This window comes from Arthrobacter sp. T572 (assembly GCF_056780115.1).
In genome coordinates this window covers 517446-537450 of sequence record NZ_JBRAZQ010000002.1, presented here as the reverse complement: position 1 = coordinate 537450, position 20005 = coordinate 517446, and the positions used below count along the sequence as shown (strand labels likewise).

The following is a 20005-nucleotide window of genomic DNA, read 5'->3' as shown; positions in this document are numbered from 1 at the left end:
CGCCGAGATGGCATTTAATGGCAATCCCGTGCGCCGGGATTGCCATTAAATGTCACCTCGGTGACCAACCCCGGCTGACGAGCGCTCGCCGAACCTTATGTACGACGGCGGGCCGCTCACCTTCGAGGTCCCGCTTGGAGATGCGGACTTCCAGCCACCCGAGGGAAAGGGATCTTTCCTGGCGTTCGATGTCCCGGACATGCTGCTCCGTGCCAGCGTGGTGTTGCCCGTCGTATTGGAGTGAGACCTTGAACTCCCGGTACGCTCCATCCGGCCACAGGACTGCCTGCCCGAGGTTGTTGCGCACCACGTGGTTCAGTTCGGGCTCCGGCAGGTTGGAGTTGACGAGTGCCAGGCGCATCCGGGTTTCCGGGGCAGAGTCAGCACCAACCCTGATGAGGTCAAGCGCCGCCCTCGCGGCCCTTACTCCCCGCATGCCCGGGTGGCGGCTTACCATGGCTGCCAGCTCACCAGGGGTGCATACGGCGGTCTTGGGGACGGGAAACTCCGCGCCGTGCGAGCACACCAGGTGGTCACCGGCAGCCACCAGGTCCTCTACGCTCAACAGCGCGGCCAAGTCCAACCACGTGCGGGCAGGCGAGGTGAGCTTGACGCCGTCGTACTCGGTTGTTTCCCCGGGGAGGAAGGTGAGGAGGTGACCCACCACATTGACCCGGCGTGGAACGCTGAACCCCCGGCGTCGGGCAATATGAATGCGCCAGTCCCCCATCCGATGACCGGGCAAGGGAATGCCCCAGACCCGCGCCGCCGACAAGGAAACCAGCACCGAGGTGTCATCCAGGTCTGTGTAGGCGCGCAGGGCTGACGCTCCGGAAGCACCGGACGAGGCCGGGACCCGGATTCCCCTCGATACCAGCACAAGATCCCGGGCATGGGTGCGGGAGCGGGTTACGCCGGCCTTGTCCGATGCGCGCACAGAGAATGAACCTGATGTGAGGTGTTCCGGTAGTTCTTTCCTGCGCATGCCACATTGTTACTGCTCCGCGAGGGACCCGGAGGCGTTATCCACAGCTTCCGCCGCACCCACCCCGCCGAGAAGGCATTTAATGGCAATCCGGGGCGCTGGGATTGTCATTAAGTGCCATCTCGGCGGGGCGCTAGGACACGGGTTGCTTGAACACGTGGCGCCGAACCCAGGCGTGCATTGCGATCGCGGCTGCGGAGGCTGCATTCATGGACCGGGTTGAGCCGAACTGTTCGATGGACAACGTGGCTACAGCGGCGTCGTGGACCTCCGGGGTGAGGCCAGGACCCTCCTGCCCGAACACGAGGACACACTTTTCCGGAAGGTCGTAGGTCTCCAGCGGCACCGAATCCGGGAAGATGTCGATCCCGATCACCGCCAGCCCCTCGCCCTCCGCCCACTGGACAAAATCGTCCACCGTGGGGTGGTGGCGCACGTGCTGGTAGCGGTCGGTGACCATGGCCCCGCGACGGTTCCATCGCCGTCGTCCGATGATGTGGACCTCCTTGGCGAGGAACGCGTTGGCGGTCCGCACCACGGTGCCGATGTTGAGATCGTGCTGCCAGTTTTCAATGGCCACGTGGAATTCGTGGCGCTTGGAATCCAGGTCGGCAACGATCGCCTCGTGCTTCCAGTAGCGGTACTGGTCCACAACGTTTCGGCGGTCACCGTCACGCAGCAGGTCCGGGTCCCAGTGGTCGCCTACCGGCCACTCGCCTTCCCAGGGCCCGACGCCGACCTCCGCCTTCGCTTCTATCTCCCCTTCGGCCGTGGTTCCCGTGGGAGTTTGGTCGCGCGGGTCGGCAGCGTGGGGCAGGGCGGTGTCGGGGGGAAGGTCAGTCACCCCTCAACTTTAGCGGCGCGCCCTAGGTCATCTTCCACTTGTTGATGCGGTACGAGTTGGCCAGCTGCTCGAACAGGCCCGGGTGGGCGTCCCAGTATTCCTTGTGTCCGCTCACGCCAAGCATCTGCGGCGTTCCCCAGGGCGTCACGGAGAACAGGTTGACGGCCTGGATGTGTTCACCGCGCGCGTTGGTGCACGTGAAGCCAACTACCACAGCCGCTCCACGGCGGAATTCCCGGATCTCCGGCATGGTGGTCTTGAAGTCGGACGCGCATTTGTGGCCCACCAGGTTCTGCGGCAGTTCCGTGGCGGTCATGCCCTTGTAGCGGGTTTCGATGTCCTCGATGGCCTTCTTGACGTCCGCAGGTTCCTTGCCGAACTTGCCCTCTTCTGACTCGGCAAAGAACGCGTAGGCGAGCGCAATGCCGTCGCCATCGGTTTCCACTGTGCCTTGGGCTTTTTTCTGGATTTCCTCGCCCGTGGTGGGGTCCTTGGTGATCCCGAAGGACTCATCGTGGGTCCACTCGGCCAGGTACTGGAAGGACGATTCGCCCGTGACCCACTTGCTGAACAAGGGATCGCCGTCCGCAGGGACATTGGACGGTCCCGCGAAGTCCTCCCATACTGCCGGGAGCGGGATGGCACCTTCAGGCACGCCGGACGCCCCGGAGCTCTGTTCCGGGTCAGCGGAAGGTTCGTCGGAGGACCCGGCGGCGTCTTCCGACGGCTGCTCCGAAGCACTTGCCGACGGCACCGGGGTGTCGACGGCGACCGGCTTGGTCACGGAGGGAATCAGCCACGCGAACACCACCACTACGGCAATGATGACGACGACGGCGATCCCGCCGAGGATGAGGAAGAGCGCCTTTTTGTTGTGGTCGCCCGGGGTTTGGGGAGGGTAGGCCTGGGGTGGAAGTCCCTGCGCCGGGAAGGCCTGGGTCGGTTCGCCGGGCTGCGCGGGGAAGGCCTGCGTCGGCTCGCCCGGCTGGTGCTGGGCACCCGGCTGGGGCTGGGCACCCGGCTGGGGCTGGGCCCCGGGCTGGCTGCCCGGCTGCTGCTGGGCTTCCGGCTGGTATAGCGGCTGGGTCTGCTCTGGGTTGTACTGCCTGTATTGTCCTTGCCCGGTGTCGTAGCGGGGCTGCGGAACGCCGTCCGGGTTATAGGCCTGGGGCGCGCCATTGGGATTGTAGGGAGGCTGCGGCGCTCCGTTGTTGTTGCTCAAGACAGGCCCTTTCAGGGTGCTGGAATGCGGCGGCTCGAAAGCAGCCGTGCGGCGTACCGGGGACCTCTTGAAGCCGCAGGCGGCGATGAATCCACCGCGTCGATCCCCCGACCCGCGTTGTCTGCACGCCTGCGCAGCAACCACAGTAGTGCAGCCAGGCAGCGTCCTTGCAAGTCAAAACCGGTTTTCCACATGGGTACCTCTATCCACATACGCCGCCCCCGGGGTGTCTGGCCGCCCGAATAATGAAAGACTGGGACGCAGTGAATGAACAACCCCAGCCGGAGGCAAACATGGCAGAAGAAACCACGCCCCAGACGTCCGAATCCCTGTACCGCAACGGCCATGAAATCGAGTGCTGGCTCACGGACATGGACGGGGTGCTGGTTCACGAAAACCAGGCCATTCCCGGAGCGGCCGAGCTCATCCAGCGCTGGGTTGATACGTCCAAGCGCTTCCTCGTGCTGACCAACAACTCCATCTTCACTCCCCGCGACCTCGCGGCACGCCTGCGCGCGTCAGGCCTGGAGATTCCGGAAGAGAACATCTGGACCTCGGCTCTGGCCACCGCGCAGTTCCTCAAGGACCAGGTAAGCTCCTCGGACTCCGGCAACCGTGCCTACACCATCGGTGAGGCCGGGCTTACCACCGCCCTGCATGAGGCCGGGTTCATCCTCACCGATACGGATCCGGACTTCGTGGTGCTCGGCGAAACCCGTACCTACTCGTTCGAAGCCATCACCATGGCGGTCCGGCACATCCTGGCCGGGGCGCGCTTCATCGCCACCAACCCTGACGCCACGGGCCCCTCCAAGGACGGGCCGCTGCCTGCCACCGGTGCCATAGCGGCCATGATCACCAAGGCCACCGGGCGGGAACCATACATCGTGGGCAAACCTAATCCCATGATGTTCCGTTCCGCCATGAACCAGATCGACGCCCACTCGGAAACCACGGCCATGATCGGCGACCGCATGGACACGGACATCGTTGCGGGCATGGAAGCAGGCCTTCACACCGTCCTGGTCCTCAGCGGCATCACCCAGCGCGAGGAAATCGTGTCCTTCCCGTTCAGGCCCAACCAGATCCTGAACTCCGTGGCGGATCTCAAGAGCCAGATCTAGCGGACCGGTATCAGACCATGGCTGTGCTCAATCTGCGACCCCTGGCCGGTGGCCGGATTCTCAGGGGGAGCCAGCCCTTTGGCCTGGATGCGGCCGGCACGTCGGAGTTCCTGACGGAGCACGGCGTCCAGACGATCATGGACCTGCGCAGTGAACTCGAGCGGTCGTTGGTTCCGTGGCAGGTACCGGGCGAACCCGGCGCGCCCATGCCTGGCCGGCCCAGCCCCGGAAACTCCCAACCCGCCGTCGAGCTGATCCACAATCCTCTGGATCCCAACGCGATTGCGGGTTCGCTGCAAGCCGTGGAAACGCCTGAGGATCTTGGCGACCTCTACCTCGGCTGGATCCGGATCCGACCGGAGTGGGTGGCCGACGCCCTGCGTCCTGCTGCCCATGGGAAGCGGACCCTGATCCACTGCTCGCTGGGCAAAGACCGAACAGGCGTCGTCTCCGCGGTGGCGCTCATGGCGGCGGGCGCCCCGGACGAGGCCGTGGTGAAGGACTATACGGCCACCACGGCCAACCTTCCCACTGTCCTGGAGGTCATGGCAGAAACCTGGCGCCTGCACGTCCCATCGACCCCGGCCCAGTACTTCAGTCCGGACCTCATGATCCTTCAGAGCCCGGAGGCAGCCATCCGGCAGTTCCTGATCGGTTTCGCGCGTGAATTTGGAGACGCGGCGTCGTTCCTGCGGGAGGCGGGCATGACCGCCGTCGAGGTTGAAGCCCTGCGCACTGCGGCCTAGGTTCCGCCCCACTTATCCCATCTAAACGGGCCTGATGATCCGCCCGTTCGGTTCCTCGAACAGGGGCTCCTCCCGCTCCGCCGGCAGCGGATCCAATTGGTTCTGGACGTGCTCCACCAACGGCCGGTACACGTCCGGATTCCACTGCGGGCTGGCGTGGGCCGGCCGCGCACCCTCGGTACTGAGGATCGGTAGCTTCATGTTGTCCGCGAAAACCTTGCTCCACCCTGCACGCGCGGTGAGGTAGTTGACCGTGGCGTCTCCGGAGTTTCCCATGTAGGCCATCTTCGCCGGACCGAGTTTTCCCATGTAGCGGAGAGCATCGAAGTGGTAGATGTAGGCCGACTCCGTTTGGACGAGCACGCTGGACGGCGCGATGGGCGACAATTGCTCTGCGGTTTGGTCGAGGATCTGCCGCCACGAGCGCTCATCCTTATGGACCAGCCGCTCCCCCAACTCGTAGCCGCCCCGCAGGACCGACGGGATGCGGAAGCCATTTTCATAGAGGAACACGACGCCGTCGAACCAGCTCTGGTCCAGCACGTCCGCCCGGCTGAAAGGGCTGGAGTCCAGGACGATCAGCTCGGTCTCCACACCGTGCAGTTCCAGCAAACGGGCAGCAACCTGGGTAGCCAGCATCCCGCCAAAGCTGTGGCCGTAGAAGTACAGCTTTTCCAAACCTAGTTCACGGACATGCAGGACGACTTCGCGCACCACCTCGTCCACATCCAGCCCCAGGTTCGAGTAACCAACAGCAGCCAATCGTCCGCGCTGGTGAAGCGCCGGGCGCAGGGAGTTGAGGATCCACTGGGCCTCTTCCCAACTCGTCTTGTACCCAGGGAAGAGGATCCAGCTGGCCTTCGGGAAGTAAAGGTCGGAGTAGGGATCAGGGACGCGGAGAATCTTCGGTGCGCGGCGTTCGGCCTGGACATGGCGGGTGAAGAGCATGTCCCCGGCCAAGGCGGCGGAGGCCCCGGCGGCCACCAGGAAGTTACGGCGCGACGTCTTTTTCAGCCGGGCAGCGTAAGGCAGGATCCGGGCCCATGAACCCGGATCCTCCGCTGGCTCCGTCCCTGCACCGGGCATGGCGCCCGGGTCAGGCGTGGCGGGCAGCGGGAGGTCTTCTTCCACGTCCGGCGGTGCCGGAAGTTTCCCTACCTGAACGCCCACGCAGCAAGCATAGGCTTCGAAGCCAGTGCCTTACAGCCCTGTGGAAACCGCACCGCCGATGCCCTTAAGATGCTCCCTTGAGGGCACCGGCGAAGCATGAAGTCCTTAGTCGAGGCCCAGCTCGTCCTTGCCGAAAGCAAAGAGGTATGGGACACCCGTTTCGGCTTCGATCTTCTCCTTGGCGCCTGTGTTGCGGTCCACGATCACAGCGACGGCAACTACATTGCCGCCCGCCTTGCGGACACCCTCGACGGCGGTCAGTGCCGACCCGCCCGTGGTGGACGTGTCTTCGAGGACTACAACATTGCGTCCTTCAACCGAGGGGCCCTCAACCTGGCGGCCCATGCCGTACGACTTCTGCGCCTTGCGGACAACGAATGCGTCCACGGCCCGGCCGGCATCGGCGGCAGCGTGCATCACGGCGGTTCCTACGGGGTCGGCCCCCATGGTGAGGCCGCCGGCGCACTCAACCGGGATCCCGGCGTCGTCGATCATGGACAGCATGACCTGGCCCACCAGCTTGGACGCCTCGTGGTGGAGGGTGATGCGACGCAGGTCAATGTAGTAGTCGGCTTCCTTGCCGCTGGACAGGATCACCTTGCCGCGGACCACCGCCAGTTCTTTGATCAGTTCAAGAAGGCGGGCGCGGGCAACTGAGGTGTCAGGCGAGGAAGTCATGGCTCCTATTCTACGGAAGCGTCCGGGCGGCTTCGGGCCGTGCTTGGATTCACGGGGGTGCCGGCTTTGGTCCGTGCCCGCCACCTCCCGCTCTGCCAGAGGATCCCGAAGAGAAGCACTCCTCCAGCCAGCGGCCCGCCGAACCACATCATGGGCCATAGTGTGCCGGCAGGATCGATTTTCTGTTCGTCGATCGCGTACCCGCCGGTCTGCATCGCAACGATCCATGCCAGCATGAGCACACCGCCCACGATGATGGTCGCGGCGGGCGCGGTTCGGTATCTGCCGTTCGACAGTGACATTGTTCGCCCCCGGGTTCCCTGTGAAAGTCAGCTGATTGCTGCATATACCTAGTGTCAGCGGCCTCAGAACATGACGCACGCAAAAGAGCCCGGCACAGCCTCGTGAGCCGTGCCGGGCATCCCGTGCGTCTACCGCTACGAGCCCGCCCCCGGGGTGGGAGGACTACAACCGGGTGTCGAACGAACCGCTGAACACGTTCTCGTTATACGTGCCCTGAAATTCGGACTTCCCCTGGATTTTCTGGATGGTGGCGCGGATTGCCTCGCGGGTACCGGCATGGGCGTGGATGGCGGTTTTGACCATGGGCACGTCGATCAGGTGGTTGGGCTGATTGAGGGAGACAAAGACGGTGGGCACTTCGGTGGCGTACCAGGGAATCTCGGCAGCCATCGGAGATGACCACTTGATGCGGATGGCTGCTTCCTGCGCAAAACCCTTCACATTGGCGAAAACGAAAGCGGCATCGTAACGATCGGCGTAGTCCGCTGTGGCTTCCTCAGACAACACCCGCATGAAGTTCATGCCTGCCTCTCCTGCGGCCTCGCGCTGTTCGGCTGTCTTGAACACGTCCACCGCAAACCCTGCGGCTTCCAGCTCTTCCTTGACGGTGTCCAGATAGGCCAGGGGGTCAGCCCGGGTGAAGTCGGCCCCACCCGAGATCCCATATAAACGGATGCGTTTGTTGGTCTTGGGCGTGATGGGCAGGTTCCCCGCGGTGTCCTTCACCAACGTCACCGTCTTGTCCGCGATCTCCGCCGCAATGGACCGGTGTTCGTCGCTGCCGATAACGGCCAAGGCATCGGCGGAAGGAACCAAGGATTCCCGAGGCTTAACGTGCAGACCCAGGCTGGCCTTCAAACCGAGGATCCTCCGCAAGGCATCGTGCAGGCGCACATCGGAGATGACCCCTGACTTGTAGCCGTCCAGCATGAACTGGAAGTCCTCCTCCGGGTTGCGGAAGAACAGGAACATGTCGCACCCGGCAGCGATGGTGGCCGGGACGAGGTCGCGCCGTTTCATGGCCTGGGTCAGTCCCACCATCAGCGAGGCGTCGGTCAGCACCAGGCCGTTGAAGCCAAGTTCACCCCGGAGCAGGTCCTGCAACAATTCAGGGGCCAGGGTCGCCGGACGGATCTCAGAGTCGGCGAGGCCCGGACGGAAATGACGCGACACCTCAGGCGCACCAATATGCCCCACCATGATCGACTGCACGCCATGCCCGATCATCTCGCGGTACACGTGCCCGTACGTCCGGTCCCATTCCTCGTAACCCAGCGTGTTGTAGGAGGTCACCACGTGCTGGTCGCGCTCGTCGATGCCGTCGCCCGGGAAGTGCTTCATGGCGCACACGGTGGGCGATTCACTGATGCCGTCGAAGTACTCTTTGGCGCGCTCCACCACGATCTCCGGCGTGTTGCCGAAGGCCCGCGTGGAAATGACTGTGTTCCGCCAGTTGTAGTGGATGTCCACGATCGGCGCGAACGCCCAGTTACAGCCCAAGGCAGCGGTTTCGACGCCGGCCACCGCGCCCATGAGTCGGGCAATCGACTTGTCCGGGTGCGAACCGGCCTGCAGGTGCGTGGAGACGAACGTGCCGTCGTCGCAGCTTCCCGCGCCGCCCATCTCGGGATTCGAGGCAACCAGCAGCGGAATACGCGTCCTCGACTGCGCGTACCGGATGTGCTCCTGCACCGCAGCCGACGGACCCGGACGGTACCGCATTCCGCCCACGTGGAAGTTCTCCAGCACGTTGTCCAGGTACTCCGGAGAGTAGTCGTTGTTGTGGTTGATGAAGAGCTGTCCGATCTTCTCCTCGAGAGTCATGGATGCGATGGTGGATTCGACCCAGTTCAGCGCGGCATCGTCGAGACTGAACGGGGCGGCCGTCAAATCCACGAGGTACTGCGGCGCGGACGCTTCGGCCTGGACCTGATGGCCCGAGATAGCCGATACGACGTGCTCCACGATGTCCTCCACGGATTGGTCGATATCCACGATGATTCCAGCTTCATCGTCCTGCAGGGGTTCCAACGTAGCCAGTTGCGAGTCCAGCAGCGACGGCGGCATGAAGTGGCCAGGCCGCGAGGTCATGCGCGCGCTCAACAGCTCCCGCGTGCCGTGCAAGTGGACGAACACCACGGACGGGTCGCCGCTGCGGATGATGTCGCGGTAGCCGCGCTTGAGCGCGCTGCACGCAATGACCAGAGCAGTGTCCTACGCCGGGAACCGCCTCCCGATTTCGGCCAGCCAAGGTGCCCGGACGTCGTCGTTCAGCGGAGTACCCGAGGCCATCTTGTCGATGTTCGCCTGCGGGTGCAGAGAATCGCCGTCGAGGAACCGGGCACCGAGCCGTTCGGCGAGGGCGATCCCCACCGTGCTCTTGCCGCACCCGGCCACACCCATCACCACAAGATGGTGACCGGAAGGACCGGGGAGGGTGCCGCCGTCGTGAGTGCCGCCGTCGTGCTTTGTCCCGGGTTTACCAGTCATGGACGGTGCCGTCCACGAGGCGGTTGTAGGGCAGGTAGGCCTGCTGGTAGGGGTAGGCTGCGGCGGCTTCTTCGTTGAATTCGACGCCGATGCCGGGGTTGTCGCCCGGGTGCAGGTAGCCGTCCGTGAAGGTCATGGACTGTTCGAAGACCTCGTTGGTCTTGTCCGAGTGCTGCATGTATTCCTGGATGCCGTAGTTGTGGATGGCCAGGCCAACGTGCAACTGCGCGGCGAAACCTACCGGGGAGATGTCCGTGGGTCCGTGGAAGCCGGACTTGATCTGGTACTGCGCGGCGAAGTCCATGACCTTCTTCAACGGGCTGATCCCGCCGAAGTGGGTGGATGCGGCACGGACGTAGTCGATCAGCTGTTCCTTGATGAGGGTCTGGTAATCCCACACGGTGTTGAAGATTTCACCGATCGCCAAAGGGGTGGTGGTGTGCTGGCGGACCAGGCGCAGGCCTTCCTGGTTCTCGGCCGGGGTGCAGTCTTCCAGCCAGAAGAGGTCGTAGGGTTCCAGGGCTTTGCCGAGCTTGGCGGCCTGGATAGGGGTCATGCGGTGGTGGCCGTCGTGCAGCAGCGGGATTTCGGGGCCGAACTCGTTGCGCACGGCTTCGAAAACGGTGGGCAGGTGGCGGAGGTAGGCGCGGGTGTCCCAGTCCTCCTCCAGCGGGAAGTTACCGCGCCCGGCGGGTTCGTAGTCGTACCGCTCCCCCGAGGCCTGGGCCTGCGCGGCCACACCGTAGACGGCCTTGATGCCGGGAACAGCGGTCTGGATGCGGATGGACTTGTATCCCAGTTCCAGGTGCTCCCGCACGGAATCGAACAGCGAGGGAATGTCGGAGCCCGAAGCGTGCCCGTAGGCCCGCAGCCCGTTGCGCGAGGCACCGCCCAGGAGCTGATACACCGGCATGCCTGCCATCTTGCCCTTGATATCCCACAACGCCATGTCGACGGCGGCAATCGCCGCCATCGTCACCGGGCCACGGCGCCAGTACGAGGACCGGTAAAGGAACTGCCACGTGTCCTCGATCCGGTGCGGGTCCTTGCCGATCAGCAACTGGGCGACGTGCTCCTTCAAGTACGCGGCGACGGCGAGTTCCCGGCCGTTGAGGGTCGCGTCACCGATGCCGGTCACACCGTCTTCGGTGGTGATCCGCAGGGTAACGAAGTTGCGAGACGGGCTGGTCACGAAGACTTCGGCGGCGATGATTTTCATGATTGTCCTTTCAGTACGGGATCGGCGACGTGGCTGCCCGCGGGTTCAAGAGTGGAATCGTCAGGGACCGCGGCCGCGAGTTCTGCCTGCAGGGCGGTCAGGCTCTCTAGCAAGTCGGTGTCGCGCACCAGGTCCGGGCTGAGCAAGCCCAAGAGGGCTCCAGTCCGCGCAGTGCCGGTGAGCAGGTTCGCCTGTTCGATGGCCTCTGCCTGTGGGTCTTGTCCGCCGGAGTACGCAGCCACGTAGGCGGACCACGCAGCGATCATCCGGGCTGCCCCGCTTCCGTTTCGGCCGGCCGCACGTTCGGCGGCAAGCACGGGAATGGCGCGCATTCCGAGCTTCGTCGTTCCGTCCGCGGCGATTTGGCTGAGGTGGTGGGCGATCCGTGAATTGCCGAAGCGCTCCAACAATGCGGCCCTGTACTCCGTGATGTGCAGGTCCGGGCCGGTCAGGTGTTTCGCTGCTTCGTCCCAGAACTTCTCAACGGCCTCCCTGCAGATGGAATCGGCAAGGGCCTCGGCCACGGTGGTGTGCCCCCGGACCAGGCCTGCGTAGGCCAGGATGGAGTGCGCGCCGTTGAGCAGCCAGAGCTTCCGGTTCTCGTAGGGTTCGATGTCGTCCACGAACACTGCCCCGGCGTCCTCCCACCGGGGCCTCCCGGCAGGGAAATCGCCGGACAGGATCCAGTTGTGGAACGGCTCGGTGACCACGGGCGCCTCGTCCTGGTACCCACAGGAAGAGGCCACCAGGGCGATGTCTTGCGGTGTGGTGCGCGGGGTGATCCGGTCAACGGACGTGCTCACAAAACTGACGTTCGCTTCGATCCACCCCGCCAGGCCGGCATCGAATTCACGTGCCAGGGACAACACACCGTTCCGGGCCACGGTCCCGTTATCGGAGAGGTTGTCGCAACTGACCACAGCGAGCGGCCCGCCCTCGGCGTCCCTGCGGGCGGCGAGGCCCGCGACCAAGCGGCCCATCGGCGTCGTGGGTTCCCCACCGGCGAGCAGAACGGGCACGTCGGCGGCGCCCAGACCGTACGCCGCTTCCGTGATGGTCAGCGTGACGATGGCCGTGGAAGACGCGGCGAGTAGTTCAACCAGGCGGCCAACATCAGCACCATCGACGGCCTCAACAATGCTGCTGACAACCTCGAAGGCATCCCCGGCGTCCGAGCGTTCCACCACCGTGAACAGCCCATCCTGCGCGGCAAGGACAGCAGCGGCGTCGGGGCGGCGGCCGGTAAACGACGCGATCCCCCACTCCCCCGCATCGCCGGCGTGCTGGGTGTACCAGGCCTGGTGCGAGCGGTGGAAGGCACCCAACCCAAGATGGACGATGCGGACCGGAGCGGCCGGAGCCGTCCTGTGCAATAGGGAGCTCACAGCTTGAACACCCTCCGCGGCGACCCGTCAACGACGTCCACAATCAGCTCATGCGCCCGGTCCTCGCTGACGCGGTGCTCGGCCACCAGACGCGCCAGGAACGAGGCCTCGATCCTGCGCGATGCATCATGGCGTGCCGGGATGGAGCAGAAAGCGCGGGTATCGTCGATAAAGCCCGAGGACCTCGAGAAACCGGCCGTCTCGGTCACGGCCGAGCGGAAACGCAGCATGGCGTCCGGGGCATCGAGGAACCACCACGGCGCGCCCAGGTACACGGACGGATAGAAGCCTGCCAGCGGCGCCAATTCACGCGAGAACACGGTCTCGTCCAGGGTGAACAGCACCAAGTGGAAGTCCTTGGCCGTCCCGAAATCCTGCAGCAACGGACGGATCGCCTCGGTGTAATTGACGGCAATCGGGATGTCATGGCCGGTGTCCGCGCCGAAGGCCTCGAACGTAGGCCCGTGGTGGTTGCGGTACGAGCCCGGATGGACGGTCATCACCAGCCCGTCCTCCACCGACATCCGCGCCATCTGGTACATCATGTGCGCCTCGAACGCATCCCGGTCCGCAGCCGTGGCGTTACCCGCGCGCGCCTTCTCGAACAGGGCCCCGGCCTCGGCGGCCTCCAACTTGAGCGTCGCCGGAGTGCGGACGCCATGGTCCGCGGACACAGCGCCATGGTCCACAAAATAACGACGGCGGTTTTCCAGGGCCGCGAGGTAACCGGCGTAACCTGTGCCGCCGTCGGCCGCGGTTTCGATCAGCCGCTCCACGTTCGAGGCCCACGACGGGTGGGCGATGTTGAGGTAGGCATCCGGACGGAACGTCGGCAGGACACGGCCGTTGAAACTGGGATCCTCGGTCAACGCCTTATGGCTGGCAAGGTCATCCAGGGGATCATCCGTGGTGGCCAGGACCTCAATGTTGAAGTCCTTGAACAACTGCCTCGGGCGGAAGCCAGGCTCCACAAGCTTGGCCGAAATCGCGTCATAGCTGGTATCGGCGGACAGCTCGCCCAGGTCCGCACCAAGCTTGAACACCTGCTCGAACTGGGTACGCAGCCAATAACCGGAGGCCGTCCCCTCAAAAAGCGGCCACGCCTCCACGAACCGGCGCCAAACTTCCCGGGAATCCCGGGAGCCGCTTGCACGGAGCTGGTCCATCGGAACACCATCGGCATGAATCAGGCGCGTCACGTAATGGTCCGGGCTCACCAACAGCGCGGCGGGATCCGGAAAGGGCGTGTTCTGCTCAATGACAGCAGCGTCAACGTGGCCGTGCGGAGAGATAATAGGCAGGTCCTGAACCCTGGACAGCAGCGAGCGGGCGATCTCCCGGGTTCCAGGATCCGCGGGAAGGAGCCGGTCAGGGTGGGCTGCAATGGAGGAAGGCATCAGTTCAACCTTTCGCCAGTGAGTCAGCGGCATTGCTCTCGCTGACGGTCAACCCCGCCGCGGAGGCAGCGCGGCGAAGGAAGTCCAGGTTGCCCGCGGTACGCTCTGCCAAAGGCACTTCGGTGGAAAAGTCCTCTACCGTGACCCAACGGTCGTAGCCCACCGATTCGAGTGCCTGGAAATATGCCAGCACGTTGCCTTGTCCTTCTGCGAGCGGCGCCCACTCATGTGCCCATATGGCTGCGCCTGCCGCGTCGCGTTCTTCCGTCCGGACCCAGCGCGCATTCTTCACGTGCACGTGGGCCAGGTAAGGGCCAAGCAGTTCGAGCCCGGGAAGCAGTGATTCCCAGCCCTCTATCAGCAGGTTGCCCAGATCATGGATCACGCCCACATGCTGTGGATCAAGGCCTTCGAGGAGCCTTCGGGCAGACGAAGCGGAGGCCGTCACCGTGCCGTGATGCAGTTCAACGAGTGCTTTGACCCCGTGGTGCGCGGCCCTCCCGGCCACCCATTCGTAGTGCTCCCGCGTTGAGGCGAACAGTTCGGGGTAGGACAGCCCGCTTGGCTCCTGGCCCCCCATGGTGGAGTTGCCCAGAGGAAGGACATTGACCCTGACTTGCCGGGCACCCAAGGCGGCCGTGGCTGCAAGAACCCGTTCCACGCCGTCGTGGTCATCACAACGTGCGTAGCCACCCAGGCCGGAGTATTCCAGCCCGGATTCCTTGGTCAGCCGGGCAATCTCAGGGAGGGTTTCCTCAAGCCCGGTCATGGGCCAGGTGGCTTTGTTGCCGGCCCAGAAGCCGGGTTCCGACGCCTCAGCCTGGTCCGTGACCCGCCACTCGATGCCGTGCCATCCTTGCGCGGCCAGAGTCATGGCCGCTTCCTGCGGAGTCCATTCCGGGGTCGATGCCGTGAAAACCGAGAACTTCATGCCGTGACCTCCTCAAAGTGTCCATTGCCGGTACGCACCTGCACGTCGTTGTACTTTCCTGCCATGACATCGGCGATCAGGACGGGCCTGCCCAACGTGGCTGAAACGTAAAGTGCGCGGACAGTGGCCAGGGCCGTGACGGCGTCAGCAACCGTGACGCCGGGTGCCCTGCGGCTGCGGATGGCATCCACCACGTCGCGGTACTGGCGGATATGTCCAGCCGGGTAAACCGTGGGGTCGAGGTTGGTGGCTACTGGTGGCTCGGCGAAGGTGGCAAGCTCGGACTCGGCCTGGTTGCCGCCGCCGCGGACACCCATCGGGTTCTTGTTTACCTCCTCAGGATCCCCTGCGTGGAAATACTCAAGGTTGTCATTGTCGATGACGGCAGAGCCTGTTGAGCCCATGACCTGGAGCCGCACGGTCAGTCCCGGGTAGGCGGCAGTAGTCGCGTGCAATACCGCGAGCGCGCCCGATTCGAACGTCAAGGTGGCCACTGCGGTGTCCTCCACCTCCACGTCCGTGTGCGCCAGGAGGGCGGTCTTGGCGCTGATCTCCACTGGCTTGCCCAGGAACCACAGGAGGAGATCCACAGTGTGCACGCCCTGGTTCATGACTGCTCCGCCACCGTCCATGGCCCACGTCCCGCGCCATGCCCCGGAATCGTAGTAGCCCTGGCTGCGGAACCAACTCACCGACGCGATTGCCGACGTCAGACGGCCGAACCGGCCAGCACGGCGTGCCCGGTCCACCAGTACCGACGCCGGGTCGAAACGATGTTGGCTGATGACGGTGGCAACGAGGCCCTTTTCCTCCGCGGACCCGGCTGCGGCCAGGATTTCATCTGCTCGATCGAGGTTCACGTCCAGCGGTTTCTCGATGACAACGTGTTTGCCCGCGGCCAGTACCTCCAAGGCCTGCTGGATGTGCAGTCCGCTGGGGGTGGCGATGATGACAAGATCGACGTCGGCAGCGGCAAACGCTTCACGCAGGCTTCCGTAGGTGGCTGGACGGGAGGCACCGCTGTCTTCAATGTGCTGCGCCAGGGCAGTGGCAGCTTCCTCAATCTCGTCAACCAGTGCGGTGACGCGCAGTTCAGGCAATTCGCCGACGGCGGCAGCATGCGTCCTGCCGATGCTGCCGCATCCGGCAATGGCAACGTTAATGGGTTGGTTCGTATCAGTGCTCACTTGGTTTCCACTCCAGCTTCGTTCACTACTTTTGCAAAGGCGCGTGCTGCCATTCCGAACGCAGTAGGCCCGGAGAACCCGCCGAGCCCATGGGCACCGGCGAGGTGCGGTTCCAGGCTGGCAAAGCCCACAAAGCCGTCATCCTTCAGAGCCTGGACAGTACGGAGGAGATCGCCGTCGCCTTCTCCGGCAGGAACCACGACGCCGTCGGCGAACCGTGCGTCCTTTACCTGCAGGTATTCAAGGTGCGGACGGAGCTTGGCATAGCCTTCATCGAACGGTTTGACCCCCACCTGGACAAAGTTGGCGGGGTCCCAGGCCACTTTCAGTGCCGGTGACGCCACTGATTCGATGATGTCCAGCACCCGCTCAGGAGTATCTCCGAAGATGTCCTTCTCGTTCTCGTGCAGCAGCACCACTCCGGCTTCCTCTGCCACGGCTGCCAAAGCCCGCATCCGGTCAATGACGTCGTCGCGGATGCTCTCTACGGCAACGTCGTCGCCGTAGTAGAACGAGAAGATCCGGATATAACGGGCGCCCAGCACCTGGGCGGCGTTGACGGCACGCCGCAGCCGTTCAACCTCGTGGTCCACTGGCAGCGTGACATCCACCTTGCCGATGGGCGACGCAATGGCGGATACCCCCATGCCTGCAGCGTCGAGGAGTTTCCTGAGTTCACCCAACTGCTCCGCAGTGAGTTCCACGATGTTGGTTCCCCATGCACTGCGGACTTCGATGTGGTTTGCACCCAAGGCCTGGAGCACCGCGATCTGCAGCACGGGATCGTCGTCGATTTCGTCTCCGAAGCCCGAGAGCGTCCACTCCACTGTTGCTGAACCGGTCATTGCTACTTGACTCCTCCGGCGGTCAGGCCGCCCACTAGGTAACGTTGGAAAATCAGGTACAGAATCACGACGGGTGCCGCGCACACGAGCGACGCCGCCATCATTTGGCCGTACAGGGGGATGGCTCCACCTTCTTGCGAGGCGCCGAAGATCTGCAAAGCGACTGCCGCGGTCTGGCTGTCCGGCCTGGTCATGACCGAGGCGAACAGAACATCGTTCCAGCCGAGCAGGAAGGCGAAGATTCCCGAGACCACAATTCCGGGCCAGCTGAGAGGCAGGATGATGCGCATCAGCACCCCAAGGTTGCTGGCGCCGTCGATCCTGGCAGCCTCTTCCAGTTCGCGGGGCAGGCCGCGCAGGTAGGTAACCATCACCCACGTCGAGAACGGCATGGCGAACGTCAGGTAGGTGATGAACAGGCCCCATTGCGTTCCGATGACCTGGACTCCCAAATAGCTGGCCGCGGACGAGAAGAGTACGAACACCGGCAAGACCATGAGCGTCCCGGGTACGGACTGGAGTGCAAGCAGGCTTCGCAGGATAGTGAGCCTGCCACGGAACTGGTACCTGACCAGGACGTAGGCGATGGAAACGGACATTGCGGCGGACACCACAGCTGTGGCTCCAGCGACGAGCACACTGTTGGCAAGGCCCTTGGCCAGGCCAACGCTGGACCAGATCTTGGTGTAGTTCTCCAGGGAGAACGTCGAGGGCCAGAACTCACCGTTGGCCACGCCGATGTCCGAGTTCACGGACGCCAGGAAGATATAGGCGACCGGAATCAGCACAATGGCACTCAGGAACGCCAGGATGATGGCCAGCAGGGGGCCCGGAAGGAGTCGGGTTACTTCAAGCTGCCGTTTGGAGCCGGGCCGGAATCCGTTTCCGGACGAACTCCGGTCGGCCGTGCCGCGGACTGAGGTGGTTGGTGCGCTCACTTCTTGCCTCCCGGCGTATCGGCGTCGTCCAACTTGACGGCGCGCAGGTAGATGAACAGCGGAATGGCGATCAGCACAAGGGACACGAATGCCATGGCGGCGCTGAGGCCGAACCGGAAGCTCTGGAAGCTGGTGACGTACGTGAGGATCGGAAGGACTTCGACGTCGGCAGGGGCCGGAACGCCGAACAGCACGAACGGGAGCGTGAAGTTGTTGATGTGGTGCAGCATGCCGATGAGGAAGGCCAGTGCCAGCGGACCCTTCAAGTACGGGAAGATGACGTACCGCAGCTTGTTCCACCACAACGCACCGTCCAGGGCCGAAGCCTCGTGGACCTCGTGGTCCACGGACTGCAAGCCGGAGAGGGCCAGCAGGTAGATGAACGGCCAGGAAGCCCAGATCTGAACCAGGATGAGCGTCCAATACGTTTGCGGGCCGTTGAGCCACAGCCCGCCGTCCATGCCGAAGGCGCCCAGGGCTGAATCCACCACGCCGTCCGGCTGGAACATGGTCCGCCACACCGTGGCAACCACAAAGGATGGGAGGACGTAAGGGATCAGGAAAATCGAACGCACAAGCGCCCTGCCCCTGAACGCGTTCTGCGTCGCGACGGCAGCTGCGATACCCAGTGGCAAAGTGACCAGCATTGCGATCAGCGAATAGCTGACGCTCAGCCATACCGAATGCAGCAGGGGTGAGTCAGTCAGCGCTTCCACAAAGTTGTCGACGCCGATGAACGGTGCGCTGACCCACTTGCGAAGGGTGTACTGGTCCAGGTTGAGGGCCGACATATAGATGCCGAGGAAAAGCGGAACCACGATGATGACGAACATCAGCAGGCCGCCCGGGATCAACATCCACAATGGCCGGTTGCGTTCGCTCATGCCTTTCCGGCGGGAGGGTTTCCTGCCCCGGCCCGCAGGACCCATGGTGCTGGTGCCCGGGGTCGGGGCGGTGCCGCCGTCGGACATTTTTGCTGAGGTGCCGGACCGGACCGGATGCCCTCCGGCAGCCGGGCCGGCAACGGCCTTCATTTCCCTGAAGGAATCAGTGGACATGGGGAACCCTGCCTAGGACTTTGCGGCCCGGTCGAGGGATGCTTGGCCCTTGGACTGGGCGTCCTTGAGCCGGGACTCCAGGGCAGCGCTATCCACGGCGCCGTTGGCCAGGTCCGGAATGGACTGGACGGTGACGTTCAGGAGGCCCAGCTGGATGTCGCCCCAAGCACCGGTAAACGGAGTTGCTTTTGACTTGCCTGCGGCCTCGGCGATGGGCTGAAGCTTGGGATCAGTCAAGGAGGCCAGAGCCTCGGCATTCGCCGGCAGCTCGCCGAAGATCTTCTGGTAGTTCAACTGCTCTTCCTTGGAGGTGATGAGCTCGATGTAAGCGAACGCCAGGTCCTTCTGCTGGGAGTAGTCGGCAACCACGACGTTGTCGCCGGAGAGGATGCTGGCGGCCTTATCGCCGTCGCCCTTGGGTGAGGTCTCACCGGGCGCCGTGGTGGGCATAATCGAGTAGGCGTATTTGCCGGCGATCGGCGACTTGTCCAGGGTGGGAACCGAGCTGGACGTCGTCATCATCAAGTAGCCCGCCTTGCCGGACGCGAAGGCAGCCACCGCGTTGCTGTTGCTCCAGCCGATCGCTGCAGGATCCACGACCTTGTCCTTGGTGAGCCAGCCGAAGTAGGTCTCGTAGGCTTTCTTGACCGTGGGGTCGTCCATCTTCAGCTGGTCGCCGTCCACCAGCGGGTTTCCGGCCTGGACGGACATGGCCCAAATGAACTTCCATGGGTCGAAGTTGTCCTTGTAGCCGGTGGCCAGGCCATACGTGCCGGTGCCGGCGTTGGTCATCTTCTTGGCCTGCTCAGCGAGTTCGTCCCACGTGGTTGCCGGCTTCTCAATGCCGGCCGCCGCAAGGAGGTCCTTGTTGTACGCCATGACGAACGGGCGGCTGACGAACGGAATTCCCGCCATGTGCTCCGCATCCGGTCCGGAGATCCCCAGGGCAGCCTGGTTGAACCTCTCTTTCCCGCCCACCTTTTTCCAATCGTCGTCGGAGAGGGTCACGAAGGCTTTGGTGGCGTAGGCCGTGGGTGTGAAGGTGGTGCCGAGGCTGTAGACATCCGGGCCCTGGCCTGAAACAACAGAAGTCTGGATCCGCGTCAGTTCGTCGTTTGCGGAGGCGAAGGTCTCGAACTCAACCTCGGCGCCCGTCTTGGCCTTGAACTTCGCGGCGATGTCCTTGAACCATTCCTTCTGCTGCTCGGGATACTGGTTGTTGACTCCGGTCAGGACGCTAAGTTTCTTCCCGGTGCCATCTACGGGACCACTTGAAGCGGATGAACTTCCGCCGTCACCTCCGCAGGCTGTCAGAGCGAGTGCGGCTGCTGCGACTACAGCCGCCAGCTTTGCCGATGGTGCAAACCTCATTGTTTCCTCCTTGGTTGGCCAGCCCGCAATGGTGGTCTATGTCACAGGGGCTCGGAGTTGAGTCTAGGAGTTGGCAATCCCTGCGGCAAGCGGTTGCCAAAAGTTGCCAAAA

The 20005-nt window shown here is 63.9% G+C and carries 19 protein-coding genes; 2 read left to right on the top strand and 17 right to left on the bottom strand.

Annotated elements, in window-relative coordinates:
- Nucleotides 1–52: 52 nt before the first annotated feature.
- The 3 genes from ACUYMZ_RS03725 to ACUYMZ_RS03715 all read right to left on the bottom strand — a co-directional run bounded on the left by ACUYMZ_RS03725 (nt 53) and on the right by ACUYMZ_RS03715 (nt 3051).
- Entirely contained in the window at nt 53–985 is a 933-nt protein-coding gene (locus ACUYMZ_RS03725) for a hypothetical protein (protein ID WP_481602138.1), read from the bottom strand.
- 133 nt (nt 986–1118) lie between these two features.
- Complete coding sequence (locus tag ACUYMZ_RS03720) at nt 1119–1829, bottom strand: TrmH family RNA methyltransferase (protein WP_481602137.1); 711 nt, start codon at nt 1827–1829, stop codon at nt 1119–1121.
- Between the two features lie 22 nt (nt 1830–1851).
- Nucleotides 1852–3051: a hypothetical protein gene (locus tag ACUYMZ_RS03715; protein WP_481602136.1), complete on the bottom strand. Its 1200-nt coding sequence runs from the start codon at nt 3049–3051 to the stop codon at nt 1852–1854.
- A gap of 293 nt (nt 3052–3344) precedes the next feature.
- Between ACUYMZ_RS03715 and ACUYMZ_RS03710 the strand changes: the two genes are divergently transcribed.
- Together ACUYMZ_RS03710 and ACUYMZ_RS03705 are read left to right on the top strand one after the other, a co-directional pair.
- Nucleotides 3345–4175 (top strand): HAD-IIA family hydrolase, encoded by an 831-nt coding sequence (locus tag ACUYMZ_RS03710; RefSeq protein WP_426005693.1) that lies wholly within the window; start codon nt 3345–3347, stop codon nt 4173–4175.
- Nucleotides 4176–4192: 17 nt separating this feature from the next.
- Nucleotides 4193–4921: a tyrosine-protein phosphatase gene (locus tag ACUYMZ_RS03705; protein ID WP_481602135.1), complete on the top strand. Its 729-nt coding sequence runs from the start codon at nt 4193–4195 to the stop codon at nt 4919–4921.
- 21 nt (nt 4922–4942) lie between these two features.
- Here ACUYMZ_RS03705 and ACUYMZ_RS03700 read toward each other — a convergent pair whose 3' ends face one another.
- The 14 genes from ACUYMZ_RS03700 to ACUYMZ_RS03635 form a co-directional block, all read right to left on the bottom strand.
- Nucleotides 4943–6091, bottom strand: a complete 1149-nt coding sequence (locus ACUYMZ_RS03700; protein ID WP_481602134.1) for an alpha/beta fold hydrolase — start codon at nt 6089–6091, stop codon at nt 4943–4945.
- 105 nt (nt 6092–6196) lie between these two features.
- A complete protein-coding gene (gene pyrE / locus ACUYMZ_RS03695; RefSeq protein ID WP_442423330.1) occupies nt 6197–6769 on the bottom strand; it encodes an orotate phosphoribosyltransferase in 573 nt (190 codons plus the stop codon).
- Between the two features lie 5 nt (nt 6770–6774).
- Nucleotides 6775–7071, bottom strand: coding sequence for a hypothetical protein (locus ACUYMZ_RS03690; protein WP_481602133.1), 297 nt, complete (start codon nt 7069–7071; stop codon nt 6775–6777).
- A gap of 163 nt (nt 7072–7234) precedes the next feature.
- Nucleotides 7235–9163, bottom strand: coding sequence for a glycoside hydrolase family 3 protein (locus ACUYMZ_RS03685; RefSeq protein ID WP_481602132.1), 1929 nt, complete (start codon nt 9161–9163; stop codon nt 7235–7237).
- A 123-nt stretch (nt 9164–9286) separates the two neighbouring features.
- Nucleotides 9287–9562, bottom strand: coding sequence for a shikimate kinase (locus ACUYMZ_RS03680; RefSeq protein ID WP_481602131.1), 276 nt, complete (start codon nt 9560–9562; stop codon nt 9287–9289).
- Nucleotides 9552–10781: a D-mannonate dehydratase ManD gene (gene manD, locus ACUYMZ_RS03675; protein ID WP_481602130.1), complete on the bottom strand. Its 1230-nt coding sequence runs from the start codon at nt 10779–10781 to the stop codon at nt 9552–9554. The genes ACUYMZ_RS03680 and manD overlap by 11 nt, the downstream gene beginning before the upstream one ends.
- Nucleotides 10778–12166, bottom strand: coding sequence for a mannitol dehydrogenase family protein (locus tag ACUYMZ_RS03670; RefSeq protein WP_481602129.1), 1389 nt, complete (start codon nt 12164–12166; stop codon nt 10778–10780). Before ACUYMZ_RS03670 ends, manD begins: the two co-directional genes overlap by 4 nt.
- Nucleotides 12163–13563, bottom strand: a complete 1401-nt coding sequence (uxaC, locus tag ACUYMZ_RS03665) for a glucuronate isomerase (protein WP_481602128.1) — start codon at nt 13561–13563, stop codon at nt 12163–12165. The genes ACUYMZ_RS03670 and uxaC overlap by 4 nt, the downstream gene beginning before the upstream one ends.
- 4 nt (nt 13564–13567) lie before the next feature.
- A complete protein-coding gene (locus ACUYMZ_RS03660) occupies nt 13568–14494 on the bottom strand; it encodes a sugar phosphate isomerase/epimerase family protein (protein WP_481602127.1) in 927 nt (308 codons plus the stop codon).
- Nucleotides 14491–15681, bottom strand: coding sequence for a Gfo/Idh/MocA family protein (locus ACUYMZ_RS03655; protein ID WP_481602126.1), 1191 nt, complete (start codon nt 15679–15681; stop codon nt 14491–14493). Before ACUYMZ_RS03655 ends, ACUYMZ_RS03660 begins: the two co-directional genes overlap by 4 nt.
- Nucleotides 15678–16526, bottom strand: a complete 849-nt coding sequence (locus tag ACUYMZ_RS03650) for a sugar phosphate isomerase/epimerase family protein (protein ID WP_481602125.1) — start codon at nt 16524–16526, stop codon at nt 15678–15680. The genes ACUYMZ_RS03655 and ACUYMZ_RS03650 overlap by 4 nt, the downstream gene beginning before the upstream one ends.
- Before the next feature lie 2 nt (nt 16527–16528).
- Nucleotides 16529–17464: a carbohydrate ABC transporter permease gene (locus ACUYMZ_RS03645; RefSeq protein WP_426005676.1), complete on the bottom strand. Its 936-nt coding sequence runs from the start codon at nt 17462–17464 to the stop codon at nt 16529–16531.
- Nucleotides 17461–18522 carry a carbohydrate ABC transporter permease gene (locus ACUYMZ_RS03640; RefSeq protein WP_442423323.1) on the bottom strand — a complete coding sequence of 354 codons (1062 nt, stop codon included), beginning with the start codon at nt 18520–18522 and terminating at the stop codon, nt 17461–17463. The genes ACUYMZ_RS03645 and ACUYMZ_RS03640 overlap by 4 nt, the downstream gene beginning before the upstream one ends.
- 12 nt (nt 18523–18534) lie before the next feature.
- On the bottom strand, nt 18535–19893 hold the full coding sequence (locus tag ACUYMZ_RS03635; protein WP_426005674.1) for an ABC transporter substrate-binding protein: 1359 nt from the start codon (nt 19891–19893) through the stop codon (nt 18535–18537).
- Between the last annotated feature and the right edge of the window lie 112 nt (nt 19894–20005).

Coding starts and splice junctions, on each gene's coding strand:
- ACUYMZ_RS03725 (WP_481602138.1), bottom strand. CDS start 985: ATGCGCAGGAAAGAACTACCGGAACACCTCACATCAGGTTCATTCTCT.
- ACUYMZ_RS03710 (WP_426005693.1), top strand. CDS start 3,345: ATGGCAGAAGAAACCACGCCCCAGACGTCCGAATCCCTGTACCGCAAC.
- ACUYMZ_RS03705 (WP_481602135.1), top strand. CDS start 4,193: ATGGCTGTGCTCAATCTGCGACCCCTGGCCGGTGGCCGGATTCTCAGG.
- pyrE (WP_442423330.1), bottom strand. CDS start 6,769: ATGACTTCCTCGCCTGACACCTCAGTTGCCCGCGCCCGCCTTCTTGAA.
- ACUYMZ_RS03690 (WP_481602133.1), bottom strand. CDS start 7,071: ATGTCACTGTCGAACGGCAGATACCGAACCGCGCCCGCCGCGACCATC.
- ACUYMZ_RS03685 (WP_481602132.1), bottom strand. CDS start 9,163: ATGACCTCGCGGCCTGGCCACTTCATGCCGCCGTCGCTGCTGGACTCG.
- ACUYMZ_RS03680 (WP_481602131.1), bottom strand. CDS start 9,562: ATGACTGGTAAACCCGGGACAAAGCACGACGGCGGCACTCACGACGGC.
- manD (WP_481602130.1), bottom strand. CDS start 10,781: ATGAAAATCATCGCCGCCGAAGTCTTCGTGACCAGCCCGTCTCGCAAC.
- uxaC (WP_481602128.1), bottom strand. CDS start 13,563: ATGCCTTCCTCCATTGCAGCCCACCCTGACCGGCTCCTTCCCGCGGAT.
- ACUYMZ_RS03660 (WP_481602127.1), bottom strand. CDS start 14,494: ATGAAGTTCTCGGTTTTCACGGCATCGACCCCGGAATGGACTCCGCAG.
- ACUYMZ_RS03650 (WP_481602125.1), bottom strand. CDS start 16,526: ATGACCGGTTCAGCAACAGTGGAGTGGACGCTCTCGGGCTTCGGAGAC.
- ACUYMZ_RS03640 (WP_442423323.1), bottom strand. CDS start 18,522: ATGTCCACTGATTCCTTCAGGGAAATGAAGGCCGTTGCCGGCCCGGCT.
- ACUYMZ_RS03635 (WP_426005674.1), bottom strand. CDS start 19,893: ATGAGGTTTGCACCATCGGCAAAGCTGGCGGCTGTAGTCGCAGCAGCC.